At 68.8% G+C, this 13,836-nt stretch carries 15 protein-coding genes and 1 tRNA gene; 6 read left to right on the plus strand and 10 right to left on the minus strand.

Annotated elements, in window-relative coordinates; translation table 11 throughout:
* Positions 1 to 72 precede the first annotated feature (72 nt).
* Positions 73 to 543, plus strand: a complete 471-nt coding sequence (locus FPZ12_RS14575; RefSeq protein WP_144748375.1) for a hypothetical protein — start codon at positions 73 to 75, stop codon at positions 541 to 543.
* A 2-nt stretch (positions 544 to 545) separates the two neighbouring features.
* Here FPZ12_RS14575 and FPZ12_RS14580 read toward each other — a convergent pair whose 3' ends face one another.
* Complete coding sequence (locus tag FPZ12_RS14580; RefSeq protein WP_144748376.1) at positions 546 to 767, minus strand: DUF3618 domain-containing protein; 222 nt, start codon at positions 765 to 767, stop codon at positions 546 to 548.
* 108 nt (positions 768 to 875) lie between these two features.
* On the opposite strand from FPZ12_RS14580, the gene FPZ12_RS14585 reads away from it, so the two are divergent.
* Positions 876 to 949, plus strand: a tRNA-Leu gene (locus FPZ12_RS14585).
* A gap of 1 nt (position 950) precedes the next feature.
* Here the strand turns inward: FPZ12_RS14585 and FPZ12_RS14590 are convergent.
* From FPZ12_RS14590 to FPZ12_RS14615, 6 genes are all read right to left on the minus strand, one after another.
* Entirely contained in the window at positions 951 to 1,490 is a 540-nt protein-coding gene (locus tag FPZ12_RS14590; RefSeq protein ID WP_243769844.1) for a hypothetical protein, read from the minus strand.
* 244 nt (positions 1,491 to 1,734) lie between these two features.
* Complete coding sequence (locus tag FPZ12_RS14595) at positions 1,735 to 2,691, minus strand: catechol 2,3-dioxygenase (RefSeq protein WP_144748378.1); 957 nt, start codon at positions 2,689 to 2,691, stop codon at positions 1,735 to 1,737.
* An 8-nt stretch (positions 2,692 to 2,699) separates the two neighbouring features.
* Positions 2,700 to 3,743, minus strand: a complete 1,044-nt coding sequence (locus tag FPZ12_RS14600; protein ID WP_243769845.1) for a 4-oxalomesaconate tautomerase — start codon at positions 3,741 to 3,743, stop codon at positions 2,700 to 2,702.
* Entirely contained in the window at positions 3,740 to 4,435 is a 696-nt protein-coding gene (locus FPZ12_RS14605; protein WP_144748379.1) for a 4-carboxy-4-hydroxy-2-oxoadipate aldolase/oxaloacetate decarboxylase, read from the minus strand. The genes FPZ12_RS14600 and FPZ12_RS14605 overlap by 4 nt, the downstream gene beginning before the upstream one ends.
* Positions 4,436 to 4,543: 108 nt before the next feature.
* Positions 4,544 to 5,116 (minus strand): TIGR03086 family metal-binding protein, encoded by a 573-nt coding sequence (locus FPZ12_RS14610; protein ID WP_144748380.1) that lies wholly within the window; start codon positions 5,114 to 5,116, stop codon positions 4,544 to 4,546.
* On the minus strand, positions 5,113 to 6,099 hold the full coding sequence (locus FPZ12_RS14615; protein ID WP_341771221.1) for a sigma-70 family RNA polymerase sigma factor: 987 nt from the start codon (positions 6,097 to 6,099) through the stop codon (positions 5,113 to 5,115). Before FPZ12_RS14615 ends, FPZ12_RS14610 begins: the two co-directional genes overlap by 4 nt.
* Positions 6,100 to 6,406: 307 nt before the next feature.
* Between FPZ12_RS14615 and FPZ12_RS14620 the strand changes: the two genes are divergently transcribed.
* From FPZ12_RS14620 to FPZ12_RS14630, 3 genes are read left to right on the plus strand one after another with little or no spacing between them, the layout of a single operon-like run.
* Positions 6,407 to 7,687, plus strand: coding sequence for an NAD(P)/FAD-dependent oxidoreductase (locus FPZ12_RS14620; protein ID WP_144748381.1), 1,281 nt, complete (start codon positions 6,407 to 6,409; stop codon positions 7,685 to 7,687).
* Positions 7,681 to 8,340: a DUF1365 domain-containing protein gene (locus tag FPZ12_RS14625; RefSeq protein WP_144748382.1), complete on the plus strand. Its 660-nt coding sequence runs from the start codon at positions 7,681 to 7,683 to the stop codon at positions 8,338 to 8,340. Before FPZ12_RS14620 ends, FPZ12_RS14625 begins: the two co-directional genes overlap by 7 nt.
* The gene (locus tag FPZ12_RS14630; RefSeq protein ID WP_144748383.1) at positions 8,337 to 9,530 is read left to right on the plus strand and encodes an SAM-dependent methyltransferase; all 1,194 of its coding nucleotides are present in this window, start codon (positions 8,337 to 8,339) and stop codon (positions 9,528 to 9,530) included. The genes FPZ12_RS14625 and FPZ12_RS14630 overlap by 4 nt, the downstream gene beginning before the upstream one ends.
* 11 nt (positions 9,531 to 9,541) lie before the next feature.
* On the opposite strand, the gene FPZ12_RS14635 is transcribed toward FPZ12_RS14630, so the two are convergent.
* The 3 genes from FPZ12_RS14635 to FPZ12_RS14645 all read right to left on the minus strand — a co-directional run bounded on the left by FPZ12_RS14635 (position 9,542) and on the right by FPZ12_RS14645 (position 12,938).
* Complete coding sequence (locus tag FPZ12_RS14635) at positions 9,542 to 10,291, minus strand: anti-sigma factor (RefSeq protein WP_144748384.1); 750 nt, start codon at positions 10,289 to 10,291, stop codon at positions 9,542 to 9,544.
* Complete coding sequence (gene sigK, locus FPZ12_RS14640; protein ID WP_144748385.1) at positions 10,288 to 10,875, minus strand: ECF RNA polymerase sigma factor SigK; 588 nt, start codon at positions 10,873 to 10,875, stop codon at positions 10,288 to 10,290. Before sigK ends, FPZ12_RS14635 begins: the two co-directional genes overlap by 4 nt.
* A 311-nt stretch (positions 10,876 to 11,186) precedes the next feature.
* Entirely contained in the window at positions 11,187 to 12,938 is a 1,752-nt protein-coding gene (locus FPZ12_RS14645) for a bifunctional sugar phosphate isomerase/epimerase/4-hydroxyphenylpyruvate dioxygenase family protein (RefSeq protein ID WP_166462742.1), read from the minus strand.
* A 52-nt stretch (positions 12,939 to 12,990) separates the two neighbouring features.
* Here FPZ12_RS14645 and FPZ12_RS14650 point away from each other — a divergent pair, with 52 nt between their 5' ends.
* Positions 12,991 to 13,629, plus strand: a complete 639-nt coding sequence (locus FPZ12_RS14650; protein WP_144748386.1) for a TetR/AcrR family transcriptional regulator — start codon at positions 12,991 to 12,993, stop codon at positions 13,627 to 13,629.
* Positions 13,630 to 13,836: the final 207 nt, after the last annotated feature.

A 13,836-nucleotide genomic window follows, 5' to 3' on the forward strand; every position in this document is an offset into this window, starting at 1 on the left:
ATCGGCGTCACGGAACGGCGGTAACCCGCTCTCAGCAGCGGAACAGCAGCCAGTGGCAGGGGTGTGGAGACAATGGCGGAACCGATCACGGCCATTTACGTTCAGCAGGACGACGACTGGAGCGTCACGGTCTCGGGTGGGGACAAGACGCTGAAGCGGCACGCGCCGGGCATCATCGCAGCGCGTGACAGCGTGGACCAGCTCGTGGACGAACTGGGGGCGACGGCGAAGGGGGCGACCGTCGTGCACCTGCTCAACGGGAGCGCGCTGGAGTTCACCGCGGCTTACATGACGGCGCGACTGACCAGGCCGGAGATGGCCCCGCTCGAGGTGCCCGCGCAGGACGCCGACGAGAAGGCGGAGTCGGGTGAGGCCGTGCCGGAGCAGCAGAAGGACGAGTCGGCGGGAAAACCCAAGAACAAGGCGGCCAGGAAAGCGAAGCTGACCGCTGACATCGGGGACGCAATGGAGAGCGCGAAACTGCCTGCCGCGTCGGGCTCGGTGACCGTGGCCAAGGCCACGGTCCCGTCCGCCCGTAGCTGACCTCAGCGGAACAGCTTGCGCACCAGCAGCGCGACGATCAGTACGCCGGCACCGATGAGCGGGAACTTCACCTTGGGGTCCTCGAGCTTCGCCAGCGCACTGGTCTTGGCGGAGTCGGCCAGCTTCTTCGGGTTGGCCTTCTCGCCGAGCTGGTCCAGAGTCGAAGCCAGCGCGTCGCGGGCCTGCTCGATCTCACGCTCGATGGTGTCGGGGTCGCGGGCCACCAGTCCTCCTCAGCTTGACAGGGCACCACCGTAAATCACCGCCATGGGCCGGGCGTACCGGCCACGCCGGAAACCCGGTGTGGTCCGGACGCTAGGCTGGCAGGCGTCGCGCCCGTAGCCCAATTGGCAGAGGCACACGGTTTAGGTCCGTGCCAGTGAGAGTTCGAGTCTCTCCGGGCGCACTCACGGTGGGGGCAACACATCGGCCACTGCCGCGACGTCGTCGAGCTGATCATCGGAGGGGCGCCCCCGGAGGGCCTCCGTCTCGGTGATGACGAAGAGCGAACCGTCCAAGCGCGAGCGATAGTGCTGGCCCGTGAAATGCACGCCGCCCAGTCCGAGTACCTCGCTGCCGAAAGGCCGTACGTCGCCTGAGCCGTACGAATCTTCGACCTTCTTCAGTTCGGCGGCCGAGGTCGCGGACGGCATTTTCACCCACACCACGGAACCGACGATCACGGCGCCGTTGTCATCGCTCACCGCGAACAGCAACTGATCGAGATCGGTGCAGGGATGGCTCAGGAAGAACTGCTGCACCTGACCATACGACTGCACCCCACAACGCAGGTCCTGTTTGACCACGCGCTCGATCTCCTTCAGCGACATCCGTTGCCAGGCCTGGGTTTCATCGCCCTTCTTCGCCTCGGTCTTGCCGCGCGCCGTGCGGGCGGCGGCGCTGTCCGCACCGGTCGCCGTATCCAGACCGGCGCCGACCGACGTCACGACATCCCCACTACTGCCGAATGCGACAAAACTGGCGACCAACGCGGCCCCGAGAGCGCCGCCCGTCGCCTTTGTCCACCTTCCGCGCGAGTCTCTGGGTTGATTCGGGTCGTACCGCACAAAAGCTCACCCCAGCATCGATCGACTTCAGCCGTCGACCTTGGCGTGAACCCGTGCACGAAGGAAACCGCGTCCGGGGACGAACACTCGGATGCCGAATGTTCGTCACCCGGATGCCGGAGTGTCAGGGGGCCGGGACCGGTGGGGTGCCGTGGGTGTGGAAGGACTCGATCGTCTTCAGGCCCCACGCCTGGCCCTTCGCGCGCTCGGCTTCGGTCCAGGTGACGGTTTCCCAGTCCGGCGCGAGGATCAGCCGCGCCACCGGGTTGCACAGTTCGATCCGGTTGCCGCCGGGCTCATAGACGTACAGGAAGAACGTCTGCTGGATCGCGTGCTTGTGCGGCCCCGTCTCGATGAAGACACCGTTCTCCAGGAAAATGTCCGCCGCCCGCAGGATGTCTTCACGCGTGTCGGTCGCGAAGGCGATGTGGTGCAGCCGCCCGTTGCTGCCGGTCCAGTCGCTCGTGTAGACGATGTCGTAGGACTTCTGTCCGAAGTGGAGCCACTGCGCGCCCAGATTGCCGTTGTCCAACCGAATCTGCTCGGTGGCCCGCGCGCCCAGCAGGTCGCGGACGAAGTTGCCGTTGGGTTCCACGTCCGCGGCGAGGAAGTTCACGTGGTCGAGCCGGCGCACGCACACGCCGCGGCCGGGGTACGCCTGCGCCTGGTTCTTCAGCGCGGGCCGCAGCTCCTCGGGCGGGTCGTACCGCTCACTTTCCCAGTACAGCTCGTATTCGTGCCCGTCGGGATCGGTGAACAGGTAGGTGGGGCCGATCCCGGCGTCGCCATCGATCCAGCCGATGCCGCGGCCCGCCGCGTCGATCGCCTTGACCCGGCGGTCCAAAGCCTCCTGGCTCGACGCGCGCAGCGCGGTGCGCCGGATCCCGGAAGTGTGCGAGCCGGTCAGTTTCAGGCTGTGGTGCTCGTAATCGTCCCACGTGCGCAGGTACACCGAATCCCCGTCGCGGCCGTTTTCGGTCAGGCCCATGACATGCGTGAAGAACCACAGGCTCTTCTCGGGCTCGGGGGTGAGCAGCTCAACGTGCCCGATGTGGGCGACATCGTGCAGCAGGCTCGTCATCGATCCTCCTAGCTACGGGGAAAAACAGTGCCGTCGAACAGTTTCCGCGCGGTGCGCACCACGCCGGCGCGGCGCACCCGCGCTCCGTCGAGCTCGACTTCGACCTCGAGGTGGCCGGTCGGGTGCTCGATGTCGAGCCGGTTCCCGGACGGCCGCGCCAGGTCGTGCCCGACCGCGCCGTCCAGCAATGCCGCCGTACCAACGGTTACCGCGCCGAGCACACCGATGGACGTGTGCGGTTCGAGCGGAATGTACGTGCGGGTGCACAGCGTCCCGCCGTCGCGCGGCGCGGCGACGAACGTGGTCTTCGGGATCGACGCGCCGTCGACGTCGCCGAGCCCCATCAGCTTCCCGGCCTGCAGCCGCAACGACTGCACGCGTTCGACGAGCGCGGGATCCTTGAGCTCGTCGAGGGTTTCGTACCCGGTGAGCCCGAAATCCCCGGCCGCCACCACGACCACCGGCATCCCGTTGTCGATGCAGGTGACCTCGACGCCGTCGATCACGTCGCGCAGGTTGCCCGTGGGCAACAGGCTTCCGGTCGACGAACCCTCGGTACCGGTGAAGTCGAGGGTGATCGGCGCGGCCGTGCCGGGAACACCGGAGATGGCCGTGTCCCCGTCGTAGTTCACGACACCGCCGGGGGTTTCGAAGGTCGCGGTCGCCACCGCGTCCGAGTTGACCTGGTAGATCCGCACGCTCGTGGTTTCGCCGCCGGGCTCGACCAGGCCGCGTTCCACCGCGAACGGCCCGATCCCGGCCAGGATGTTCCCGCAGTTCTGGCGCGTGGACACGGTGGCCTCGCCGACACCGAGTTGCAGGAACAGATAGTCCACATCGGACTCCGGACGGTCCGAACGCGACACGACGGCGACCTTGGAGGTCAGCGGATGCGCGCCCCCGATGCCGTCGATCTGGCGCGGGTCCGGACTGCCCATGATGCGCAGCAACAGCTCGTCGCGCTCGGCCGGATCCGCGGGCAGGTCCTCGGCGAGGAAGTACGCACCCTTGGAGGTGCCGCCGCGCATCATCAGGCAGCGCACCCCGTTCACAGCCCGTACTCCTCCGCCGTCACGTACTCGACGCCGAGCTCGGCGAGCTTTTCGCGCAGGCCGTACCTGTCGAGGCCCAGCTCGCCCTCACGGAACGCCGCGCGGGTGGCCTCCTCCTTCTCCAGGCGCGCCTGGGACTTCTCCAGACCGCGGTCCACGTCCCCCCGCGGCACGACCATCACGCCGTCGTCGTCGGCGAGGATCGCGTCGCCGGGGCGGACCAGCTGGCCGCCGATGGTCACCGGGACGTTCACGGCACCCGCGGTCGCCTTGACCGTGCCCTGCGCGCTGACCGCCGCGGACCACACGGGGAAGCCCATCTCGTGCAGCTCCGCGACGTCGCGGACACCAGCCGCCGTGACGAGCCCGCGCACGCCGCGCACCTGCAGCGCGGTGGCGAACAGCTCGCCGAACATGCCGTCCGTGCTGGGGGACGTGGTGGTCACGACGAGCACGTCACCGGGCCGGCACTGCTCGACGGCCGCGTGGATCATCAGGTTGTCCCCCGGCCAGCTCACGACGGTGACCGCGGTGCCGCCGATCCGGGAACCGAGGTGCACCGGCCGCAGCTGAGGGCCGAGGAAACCGGTGCGCCCCAACGCTTCGTGCACCGTGGCGACGCCGTACCCGGCCAGCTTGTCGACCTTTTCGATCTCGGCCCGCGGAGGATCGGTGACGATCACGTTCTTCATACCGGCACCACCGTCACAGTCATCGCAGACATCTCCCTACCTCGAAGCTCTGCCACGACCGTAGAAGATACCCGCCAATATTGTCAACAATTTGGTTGACAGCCGGTGCTAAGTCGCCCGGCGGCCGGTGAACGCCAGGAGCCGCGCGCTCGCGTCCGCGGTCGGCCGCACGGGCAAGGGCGGGTCGAAGCGGCCGGGACGGTCGGCGTCGACGAGAAAGAGGGGCGCCAACTCCAGCAGCTCCTCGGCGAGTCTGTCCGGCAACGGCCGGGGATGGCCGCAGGCCTGCGCGATATCCCAGCCGTGCACGGCGATCTCGACCGCGCCCGCGCTGGTGAGGATGCTCGTGGCCAGGGGATTTCCGCCGACAGACACGCTTTCCGGGCCATCCGTCCACGCGCCGAGCAGCAGCCGGGCGCGGGCGCGGAGGGTGTCCATCGGGTCGCCGCCTTCGGCATCGGGCGCGACCAGGTCGACGCGCCCGATGTCGGCGGCTTCGTACAACGCGAGAAGGGAGTCGTTCAGGTGCCCCAGCAGGGTCGCCAGGTCCCAGCCCCGGCAGGGCGTCGGACGCGGCAGGTGCTCCTGCCGGACGAGATGCAGGCTGCCGAAGGTGTAGTTCACCGCGCGTTCCAGCAGGCCGATCCCACCCAGGAGCGCCGCCGCGCCGTCTTCGATCATTTGGCGGGAACGCTCTCCGGCAGTCCGAACTTCGCGAACAGGCTGGTGTCGAAGAAGCACGACACGTGCGTGATCCGGTCGCCCGAGATCGTCAGGATCGGCATGTTGAACGGCACGTAGACGTCTCCCGCCTTCATGTACAGGCCGAAGCCGGGCTGGCCGTTCGCCTCGATCGGGATGAGGTGCATGTCGCCGGGCCCCTGCGCCGGGCATTGGACGTCGATGAGCCGCGCGATGTTCTCGTTGCCCTGGTACCAGCCGACGAACGGCGGCATCTCCCAGATGGCGTCCTTCGTGAACAGGTCGACCATCGCGTTGACGTCCTTGGCCTCGAACACGGCCACGAACTTCTCCAGCAGCTCGCGCTGGTCCGCGGCGGTGGGCTCGACCACCTCGTCCTCGCGCGGGGTCGCCTGCTCCAGCTGGGTGCGCGCCCGCTGCAGGATGCTGTTGACCGCGGTGGTGGTCGTGTTGAGCACCTCCGCGACTTCGGCGGCGCGCCACTGCAGGACGTCTCGCAGGATCAGCACGGCACGCTGCCGCGGCGGAAGGTTCTGCAGCGCGGCGATCAGCGCCAGCCGGATGGTTTCGCGGGAGGTGACGATCGAGGCCGGATCCGCGCGATCCGCGCCGACCATCGCGTCCGGCACCGGCTCCAGCCACGGCACCTCGGGCTGCTCGACCAGCTCGTCGCCGGCCTGCGAGCCCGGGTTGCCCAGCCCCGTCGGCAGCGGGCGCTTGCCCCGGTTCTCGAGCGCGGTGAGACAGACCCGGGTGGCGATCCGGTACAGCCAGGTGCGCAACGAGGAGCGGCCCTCGAAGCGCTCGTAGGACTTCCAGGCCCGGATGTAGGTCTCCTGCACCAGGTCCTCGGCATCGTGCACCGAACCGAGCATCCGGTAACAGTGCGCGAGCAGTTCGCGTCTGAAGGGGTCGGCCTGACGGAGGAAATCCTCGTCCGCCGGCCGTTCTGTCATCGTCATGGTCATAAGGATTCCCTTCTCCCACGTCAGAAGTACAGACCGGACACGGACCGCTAATTCATCGGTACGGAGGCGATGAATTTTCCGGGGCGGAAATCAAGGCCTTGGTGAAGGCCTCCGGCAGGCCGGGCCTCTTCGGCCTGCGGCCCTCGCCAGTCCCAGCTCGCTCGGGTTCCAGAGCAGCCGCCGCGTCACCACCACCTCAGGACACCCGTCCTGAGGCTTGGAACTACCGTCCCAAGCCCGTATCCCGGCAAAGCGTGGCCGACCGGCTGCCGAGACCCATCCGGATGACGCGCGGCTCCGAATGCCGAACGTGCAAGCTCACTCGAACCCCGCCCAGCGTCGCGTCGCCGTGATCGGCTCCGGAGTGTCCGGGCTGACCGCCGCCTACGTGCTGCGCAACGACCGCCACGTGACGCTCTTCGAAGCCGACGACAGGCTCGGCGGGCACGCGCACACCCACGACGTGACCACGCCCGACGCCCGCGAGATCCCGGTGGACAGCGGGTTCATCGTGCACAACGAGCGCACCTACCCCACCCTGCTGCGCCTGTTCCGCGAGCTCGGAGTGTCCACACAGGACACCGAGATGTCGATGAGCGTGCGCTGCGAAGGCTGCGGACTCGAATACGCCGGCGCGCGCCGGCTCGACGGTGTGTTCGCCCAGCGCGCTAACCTGTTCCGGCCTCAGTACCTTCGGATGCTGGCCGAGGTGAAGCGCTTTCACCGGCACGCGCACCGCGTGCTCGACCACCCCGACGCCGGCGACACCACGCTCGGCGCGTTTCTCGCCATCGGCGGCTATTCGACGTACTTCGTCGACCACTTCCTGATCCCGCTGGTGTCCGCGGTGTGGTCGGCGGGCGGGCAGCTCAGCAAGCGGTACCCGGCCCGGTACCTGTTCACTTTCCTGCGCCACCACGGAATGCTGTCCGTCAGCGGCTCGCCGACGTGGCGCACCGTCACCGGCGGATCGCGGTCCTATGTGGACAGGGTCGCGAAGAACCTCACCGCCGTGCACACCGCCACCCCGGTGCGCGCCGTGCAACGACACGCGGACGGTGTGACCGTGCGCGATGAAGCCGGCGACAGCCACGAGTTCGACGAAGTCGTGCTCGCCACTCACGCCGACCAGGCCCTGCGGCTGCTCGCCGACCCCACGCGCGCCGAACGCGAAGTGCTGTGCGAGTTCCGCTACTCGCGCAACACAACCGTGCTCCACACCGACGAGTCGGTGCTGCCGAAGGCGCGGGCCGCCCGCGCTTCGTGGAACTACCTCAAGCCCGTTTGCCACACCAGCGAGAGCCCCGTGCTCGTCACGTACGACATGAATCGCTTGATGCGCCTGGACGAACCGGTCGGCTACCTCGTCTCCCTGAACCGCCCCGCCGTCGGTAAGGTCCTCGCGGAGATGGTCTACGAGCACCCCGTCTACACGCCGAAAGCCCTTGCCGCACAACGAAGGCTGCCCGAACTGAACACCGGCCGGACCGCGTACGCCGGGGCGTACCACGGCTGGGGGTTCCACGAGGACGGCTGCGCGTCGGGGGTGCGGGCCGCCGCCGCGCTGGGTGTCCGCTGGTGAACGCGATCTACGACGCCGTGGTGACCCACACCCGGCGCGCGCCGCACCGCCGGTTCTCGCACCGGATGTACCTGTGGCTGGTGGACCCGGACGCCCCGCCCGAACTGCCATGGTGGCTGCGCCCGTTCGCGCGGTTCGAAGGCGCCGGCGATCTCCGCGAATGGCTGAAGCTACAAGGCATCCGGCGCCCTGGCCGGATCACGATGCTCGCTCAGGCCAAAGTGCTCGGGTACGTGTTCAACCCGCTCACGGTCTATTGGTGCGAAGCGGGGTACGTCGTCGCCGAGGTGCGCAACACCTATCGCGGGATGCATCGCTACTTAGTGCGACCGGACGACTCCGGAAGCGCGAGCGCGGACAAGGAGTTCTACGTCTCGCCCTTCCTGCCCATGCACGGCCGGTACCGGCTGCACCTGCCATACCCGGACGAGGAGCTGAACCTGGTGGTCTCGCTCCGGCAGGACGGCCGCACGAGCCTCGCCGCCACTGTGCGCGGCCGTCGGCTGCCCGCGACTCCGGCCACCCTGCTCAGGATGTTGCTCACACGCCCGTTGACGCCGCAGCGCGTCTCCTTGTCGATCAGGTGGCACGGCATAGCTTTGTGGATGCGCCGTGTCCCGATCGTCCCGCGGAAATCGGAGAGGAACCGATGACTGAACCCTGGTCCGAACTCGCGATCGTGCCGAACTCGCCCGGGCGGGCGTGGGCGGCCGAGAAGCTGTTCCGGTTCGCCGTGCGCGATCTCGCGGTCACGGTCGAACTCGGCGCCGAACGGCTCGGCCGCGGCGGCCCGGTGTTGCGGATCGACCGGCCGCGCGCGTTCTTCCACCGGCTCGGCGCGGACGCGAAGATCGGCTTCGGCGAGTCCTACATGGCCGGTGACTGGTCCGCCCCGGAGCCGGCGGACGCGCTGCTCCCGTTCGCCGAACGGCTCGCGAACCTGGTGCCCAAACCGCTGCAGTCGTTGCGGCGCTTCGTGGACGCCGCGAAACCGGGCAGCGAGCGCAACACCGTCGAGGGCGCGCGGCAGAACATCCACCGCCACTACGACCTGTCGAACGAGCTGTTCGCGGAGTTCCTCGACGAGACGATGACCTACTCCTCAGCGTTGTTCGAGCCCGGCTCGGACGACCTCTCGGCCGCCCAGCGCAACAAGATCGACGCGATCCTCGACCTCACCGGAGTGCGGGAAGGCACGCGGTTGCTGGAGATCGGCACCGGCTGGGGCGAGCTCGCGCTGCGCGCGGCCAAGCGTGGCGCGCATGTCACCAGCCTGACCATCTCGGCGGAACAGCAGACCCTCGCGCGCAAACGAGTGGCCGAGGCCGGGATGCAGGACCGCGTGGAAGTGCTGCTGCGCGACTACCGCGAAGCCACCGGCAGCTACGACGCGGTCGTCAGCGTGGAGATGATCGAGGCCGTCGGCGAGGAGTACTGGCCCGCGTACTTCGCCGCGCTGGACCGGTTGCTGGCGCCCGGCGGGCGGGCCGGCGTGCAGGCGATCACGATGCCGCACGACCGGATGGTGGCCACGCGGAAGTCCTACACGTGGATGCACAAGTACATCTTCCCCGGCGGGCACCTGATGTCGGTGCGGGCTTTCGAGGACGCCGTCCGAGGCTACACATCGCTGCGCGTCGACGAGCGACGCGGCTTCGGCCAGCACTACGCACGCACGCTTCGCCAGTGGCGCCAACGGTTCCTGGCCGCGTGGCCGCGTATCACGGACCTCGGCTTCGACCAGACGTTCCGGCGGATGTGGGAGTTCTACCTCGCCTACTGCGAGGCCGGGTTCCGCGCCGGCTACCTCGACGTCTACCAGTTCGGGCTGAGCAAGCGGTAGGCCCATCGCGGTCACATCAGGAACCAGACCGAGGGCTCGGTCGTCGGCTTGGCCGAGCCACCCGCCGGTTCCACCGTCATCGCGATCTCGTCGACGCCCTGGATGCCGTCGAAGACCAGCGGCGCGGTGGACGTGCCGCCGGGGCCGAGCACGCCGATCGAATGCGGCGTGCCGTTGACGATCGCCCACGCCTGGTAGGTCGAGGTCGACGGCTGGTCGGGCATCCCGGCCACCAGCAGCATCCCGCGGTTCAGCTGCCGCGACACCATCACGCTGCCCTCGCCGACCTTCGCGCCCGTGCCTGGAATGGCCTGGAGGTCTTGTGCCGCAAGGAGTTCCGCGACCTCGTTCGCCTGGCCCCGCGCCTGGGACAACTCGCCGCGGGTCTGGTCGAGCTCGCTCTGCGTGTTGAGCGCGACCACCCCGAGCCCCACCGCCGCGGCGACCGCGACGGCAGCGGCGACGGACACCAGCCGGATGGCCCACGGGCTGCGCTCGCGCCGCTGCTTCTCGGGCCGCGCGGGGCGAGGCGGATCCTGCCGGACACCGGCGATCCTGTTCAGCACCGCTTGTTTCATCGTGGCAGGCGGCTCTTCCGAGACGGCGAGACCGAGGCGGACCGCCGTGGCCCGCAGTTCGGCCACCTCCTGGCGGCACTCGGGACATTCGGCGAGGTGCCGTTCGAACTGGCGTCGCTCCAGCTCGTCGAGCGCGTCGAGCGCGTACGCACCTGTCAGCGTGTGCACGTCCGGAGCTGTCATCGGCCCACCCCCAGGCAGTCGCGCAGCCGGATGAGACCGTCGCGCAGCCTCGTCTTGATCGTCCCGAGTGGACTGTCGAGCAGTTCGGCCACCTCGGGATAGGTGTGCCCGCCGTAGTAGGCGAGCACCACGGATTCACGTTGCAGCTCGGTCAGGTTGGACAGGCAGCGGCGCACCTGCTCGCGTTCGAGCCGGGCGGCGACGGCCTCGGAGACCTGGTCGAAGTCCGGCCCCGGCGAGACCGAACCGGCGCGCTTCTCGCGATCCGCCCTGGCCTGCGCGGAGCGCACCCTGTCCACGGCACGGCGATGCGCCAGCGTCAGGGCCCAGTTCACCGCGCCGCCCTGCGCCGGGTCGAAGCGCGTCGCGGTGCGCCAGAGCTCGACCAGTACTTCCTGGGTGACCTCCTCGGACTGGGCCACGTCCCGTACGACACGCCGCACCACGCCGAACACGGGCGTGGCGACCACCGCGTACAGCTGCTCGAAAGCCGCCTCGCTGCCGCGCGCGACCTGCGTGAGCAGGTCTTCCGGGGAGGGCCCCGGTGGGCCTGACGGCCGCATCGCCCGCACCGACTCGTCCATGCACCGATCCTTCCGTACTTCGCTGCTGGTTGTTCGGTGCGGCGGCGGTTGTGGATTGGCGCAGCAGTCGGTTTCAGTGAACGAAACTCATGTTTGGTTTTTACTCCATTCGGAGTATTGTCCGCTGTGCGTACGGCAGTGAAAATGGTCGCGCACAAGCACCGGCCGCCCTCCTCAAGGCGGACCGGCCCGAGCCCGGGCGTTTCCCCTCCTGTGCACCACCGGGCTCAGGGAGTCCCTCGGCGGCGCCTCTCCCTACCTCCCGCCCGCCGAGGGCCTCCCACCGTATTGATGCTTCCTCCGCCGAACGCTCAGGCCCGAGCCAGCCGCAATCGCCGGTGGGCGGCCATGCGCACCGGGGCGTTCACGCCGCCATAGCCCAGATAGCCGCCTACGCGCTGGACCACTTCGAAGAACACCCGTGAACCCAGCAACTCCGTGTAGAAGTGCAGGAACTCCCCATCCTCGTCGCGGTCGTACAACACCGAGTACTCGCGCAAAGAAGCCAGCAGCTCCGGGGAAAGCGCGAGCCTGGCGTCGAGGTCGTCGTAGTAGTTGTCCGGGATCTTCAACAACGGCGCGCCGTTCTCGCGCATCGCACTGGCGCTGGCGAACACGTCGTCCGTCGCGAAGGCGATGTGCTGCGGGTCCGGCACGCCGGGCGCCCACTCGCCGCGGCGCAGCAGGGAAACGTTCAGTGAGATCCGCACATCGCGCGCCGCGTTGGTCACCGCGCGGCTGCGGACGAGGCCGAAGGGCGCGGCGAACTCCGTCGGCAACTCCGGCCGCAGGCCCAGCACGGTCCGGTAGAACAGCGCGGCCTCGTCGAAGTTGTCGAACGGCTGACTGAGCGAAACATGATCGGTCCGGGTCAGCCCGGCGCCCCCGTCGTCGACCCGCCCGGTCGGCTCGAAGTCCTGCTGCCAGCCCTCGCCGCAGAAGAAGACCGCCGTGCCGTCCGGCGCTTCCACCCACGGCAGGCTGACCTGCTCCCGCGAGAGCTCGTGCGAACGGAACGCCTCGGCCCGCGCGATCGAGCGCTGCGGGTCCGCGCTTTCCACCGCCAGCGCGCTGATCTCCCCCGCGCCCTCGTTGAGCACCACCCGCGCCGCGCCCTGCCGCCACAGCTGGACCGGCTTGCTCGGATGTTGACCGACGTGCGTGAACCCCATGCGGCCCAACGCGTTCGCGATCTCGGGACCGGTGACGGCCAGTTCCGTGAAGGCGTGCCCGGACAGCTCCGGCGCGGCCGGCATCTCGTGCTCCTGCAACAACAGCAGCGAGCGCATCGCGTCCACCGCGGCCCGGTGCGGATCGGACTGCCGGAACACGTCGTTGAACACCTCCAGCGACAGCGGGCCGGAGTAGCCGGTGGACAGCACCTTCTCGACGAACCCGGTCAGGTCGAACGCGCCCTGGCCGGGAAACAGCCGGTAGTGCCTGCTCCACTGCAGCACGTCCATGTGCATCCGCGGCGCGTCCGCCAGCTGCAGGAAGAAGATCTTCGAACCCGGGATCGTGCGGATCGCGGCGAGGTCGCTGCCGCGGGAGAGCACGTGGAAACTGTCCAGGCACAGCCCGAGCGCGGGGTGGTCCGCGCGCCGCACGATCCGCCACGAGTGGTCGTAGGTGTTGACGAAGCGGCCCCACGCCAGCGCCTCGTAGGCGATCCGCATCCCGCGGTCGGCGGCGCGGGAGGCCAGCGCGTGCAACTGCTCGGCCGCGAGATCGTCATCGTCGACCGCGTCCGGGGAGACGGACGAACAGACGAGCACCGTGTCGGCACCCAACTCGGCCATCACGTCGAACTTCCGCTCCGCACGGCGAAGATTGGCCGCGAGCACGTCCGGCGGCACGGCCTCGAAATCGCGGAACGGCTGGTAGAGGTCGATCGACAGGCCGAGGTCCGCGCAGCGCCGCCGCACCTCGGCCGGCGAGAACGGGGCGACCACGAGGTCGTTCTCGAACAGCTCGATCCCGTCGAACCCGGCCTCGGCGGCCGCGGCCAGCTTGTCCTCCAGCGTGCCCGACAGGCACACCGTGGCGATCGTCTTCCTCTGCACGTCTTCTCCTCCGCGGTGGACGGACCAATCGGTGAGTTCTACGGTGCGGCGTATGCCCTCAGCTACCCCCGAACGGCAGCGCGACGCCGACCGAACGCGCGCCGAGATCCTCGACGTGTCCACCCACGAATTCGCCGACCAGGGCTACGCCGGGGCGCGGGTGAACGAGATCGCCGCCAAGACCCGGACGACCAAGCGGATGATCTACTACTACTTCGGCAGCAAGGAGGGCCTCTACGTCGCGGTGCTGGAGCGCGCGTACTCGGTGATCCGCGCGCAGGAGCAGGAGCTCGACGTCGAGCACCTCGACCCCGTCGAGGCGCTGCGGCAGCTGGCCGAGCTGACGTTCGACCATCACGAGTCCCATCCGGACTTCATCCGGCTGGTCAGCATCGAGAACACGCACCACGCCGAGCACCTGCTCAAGTCCTCGGTGCTGACCACGCTGGCCAACCCGGCACTGGACGTGGCGTCCCGCATCCTCGACCGCGGCCGCGCCGAGGGCCGCTTCCGCGACGACGTGGACGCGCTCGACGTGCACATGCTGATCAGTTCCTTCTGTGTCTTTCGCACGGCCAACCGGCACACCTTCAACGCGATCTTCGACCGCGACCTGCTCGACCCCGGCCGCCGCGAGCACTACCGGAAGATGCTCGGTGAGCTGGTGATCGACTACCTGACGGCGACTTGACCACAACTCACCATCTGGTACATAACCGGACGGTACATTAACCCGGACGGCCCCGCTCCCGCAACGGAGCACGACTCCTCGCCGGGGCGAGCTGACCCGCCGGAGCACGCGTCGGAGGAGAAGTGCGGTGGCGTTCGTGGTCCGACGGCGGACTGCGGTCGGTAGCAGGTGAATCACTGACCGCGCACCGGCCGGGAGTCCACAGTG

The organism is Amycolatopsis acidicola, from assembly GCF_007713735.2.
In the GTDB taxonomy this organism is placed as follows: Bacteria; Actinomycetota; Actinomycetes; order Mycobacteriales; family Pseudonocardiaceae; genus Amycolatopsis_E; species Amycolatopsis_E acidicola.

What these genes read in the sequence shown, in the direction of transcription:
- FPZ12_RS14650 (WP_144748386.1), top strand. Translation starts at nt 12,991, where the DNA reads ATGCCCTCAGCTACCCCCGAACGGCAGCGCGACGCCGACCGAACGCGC.
- FPZ12_RS14595 (WP_144748378.1), bottom strand. Translation starts at nt 2,691, where the DNA reads ATGACGAGCCTGCTGCACGATGTCGCCCACATCGGGCACGTTGAGCTG.
- FPZ12_RS14630 (WP_144748383.1), top strand. Translation starts at nt 8,337, where the DNA reads ATGACTGAACCCTGGTCCGAACTCGCGATCGTGCCGAACTCGCCCGGG.
- FPZ12_RS14615 (WP_341771221.1), bottom strand. Translation starts at nt 6,099, where the DNA reads ATGACGATGACAGAACGGCCGGCGGACGAGGATTTCCTCCGTCAGGCC.
- FPZ12_RS14610 (WP_144748380.1), bottom strand. Translation starts at nt 5,116, where the DNA reads ATGATCGAAGACGGCGCGGCGGCGCTCCTGGGTGGGATCGGCCTGCTG.
- FPZ12_RS14620 (WP_144748381.1), top strand. Translation starts at nt 6,407, where the DNA reads ATGCCGAACGTGCAAGCTCACTCGAACCCCGCCCAGCGTCGCGTCGCC.
- FPZ12_RS14635 (WP_144748384.1), bottom strand. Translation starts at nt 10,291, where the DNA reads ATGACAGCTCCGGACGTGCACACGCTGACAGGTGCGTACGCGCTCGAC.
- FPZ12_RS14575 (WP_144748375.1), top strand. Translation starts at nt 73, where the DNA reads ATGGCGGAACCGATCACGGCCATTTACGTTCAGCAGGACGACGACTGG.
- FPZ12_RS14605 (WP_144748379.1), bottom strand. Translation starts at nt 4,435, where the DNA reads ATGAAGAACGTGATCGTCACCGATCCTCCGCGGGCCGAGATCGAAAAG.
- sigK (WP_144748385.1), bottom strand. Translation starts at nt 10,875, where the DNA reads ATGGACGAGTCGGTGCGGGCGATGCGGCCGTCAGGCCCACCGGGGCCC.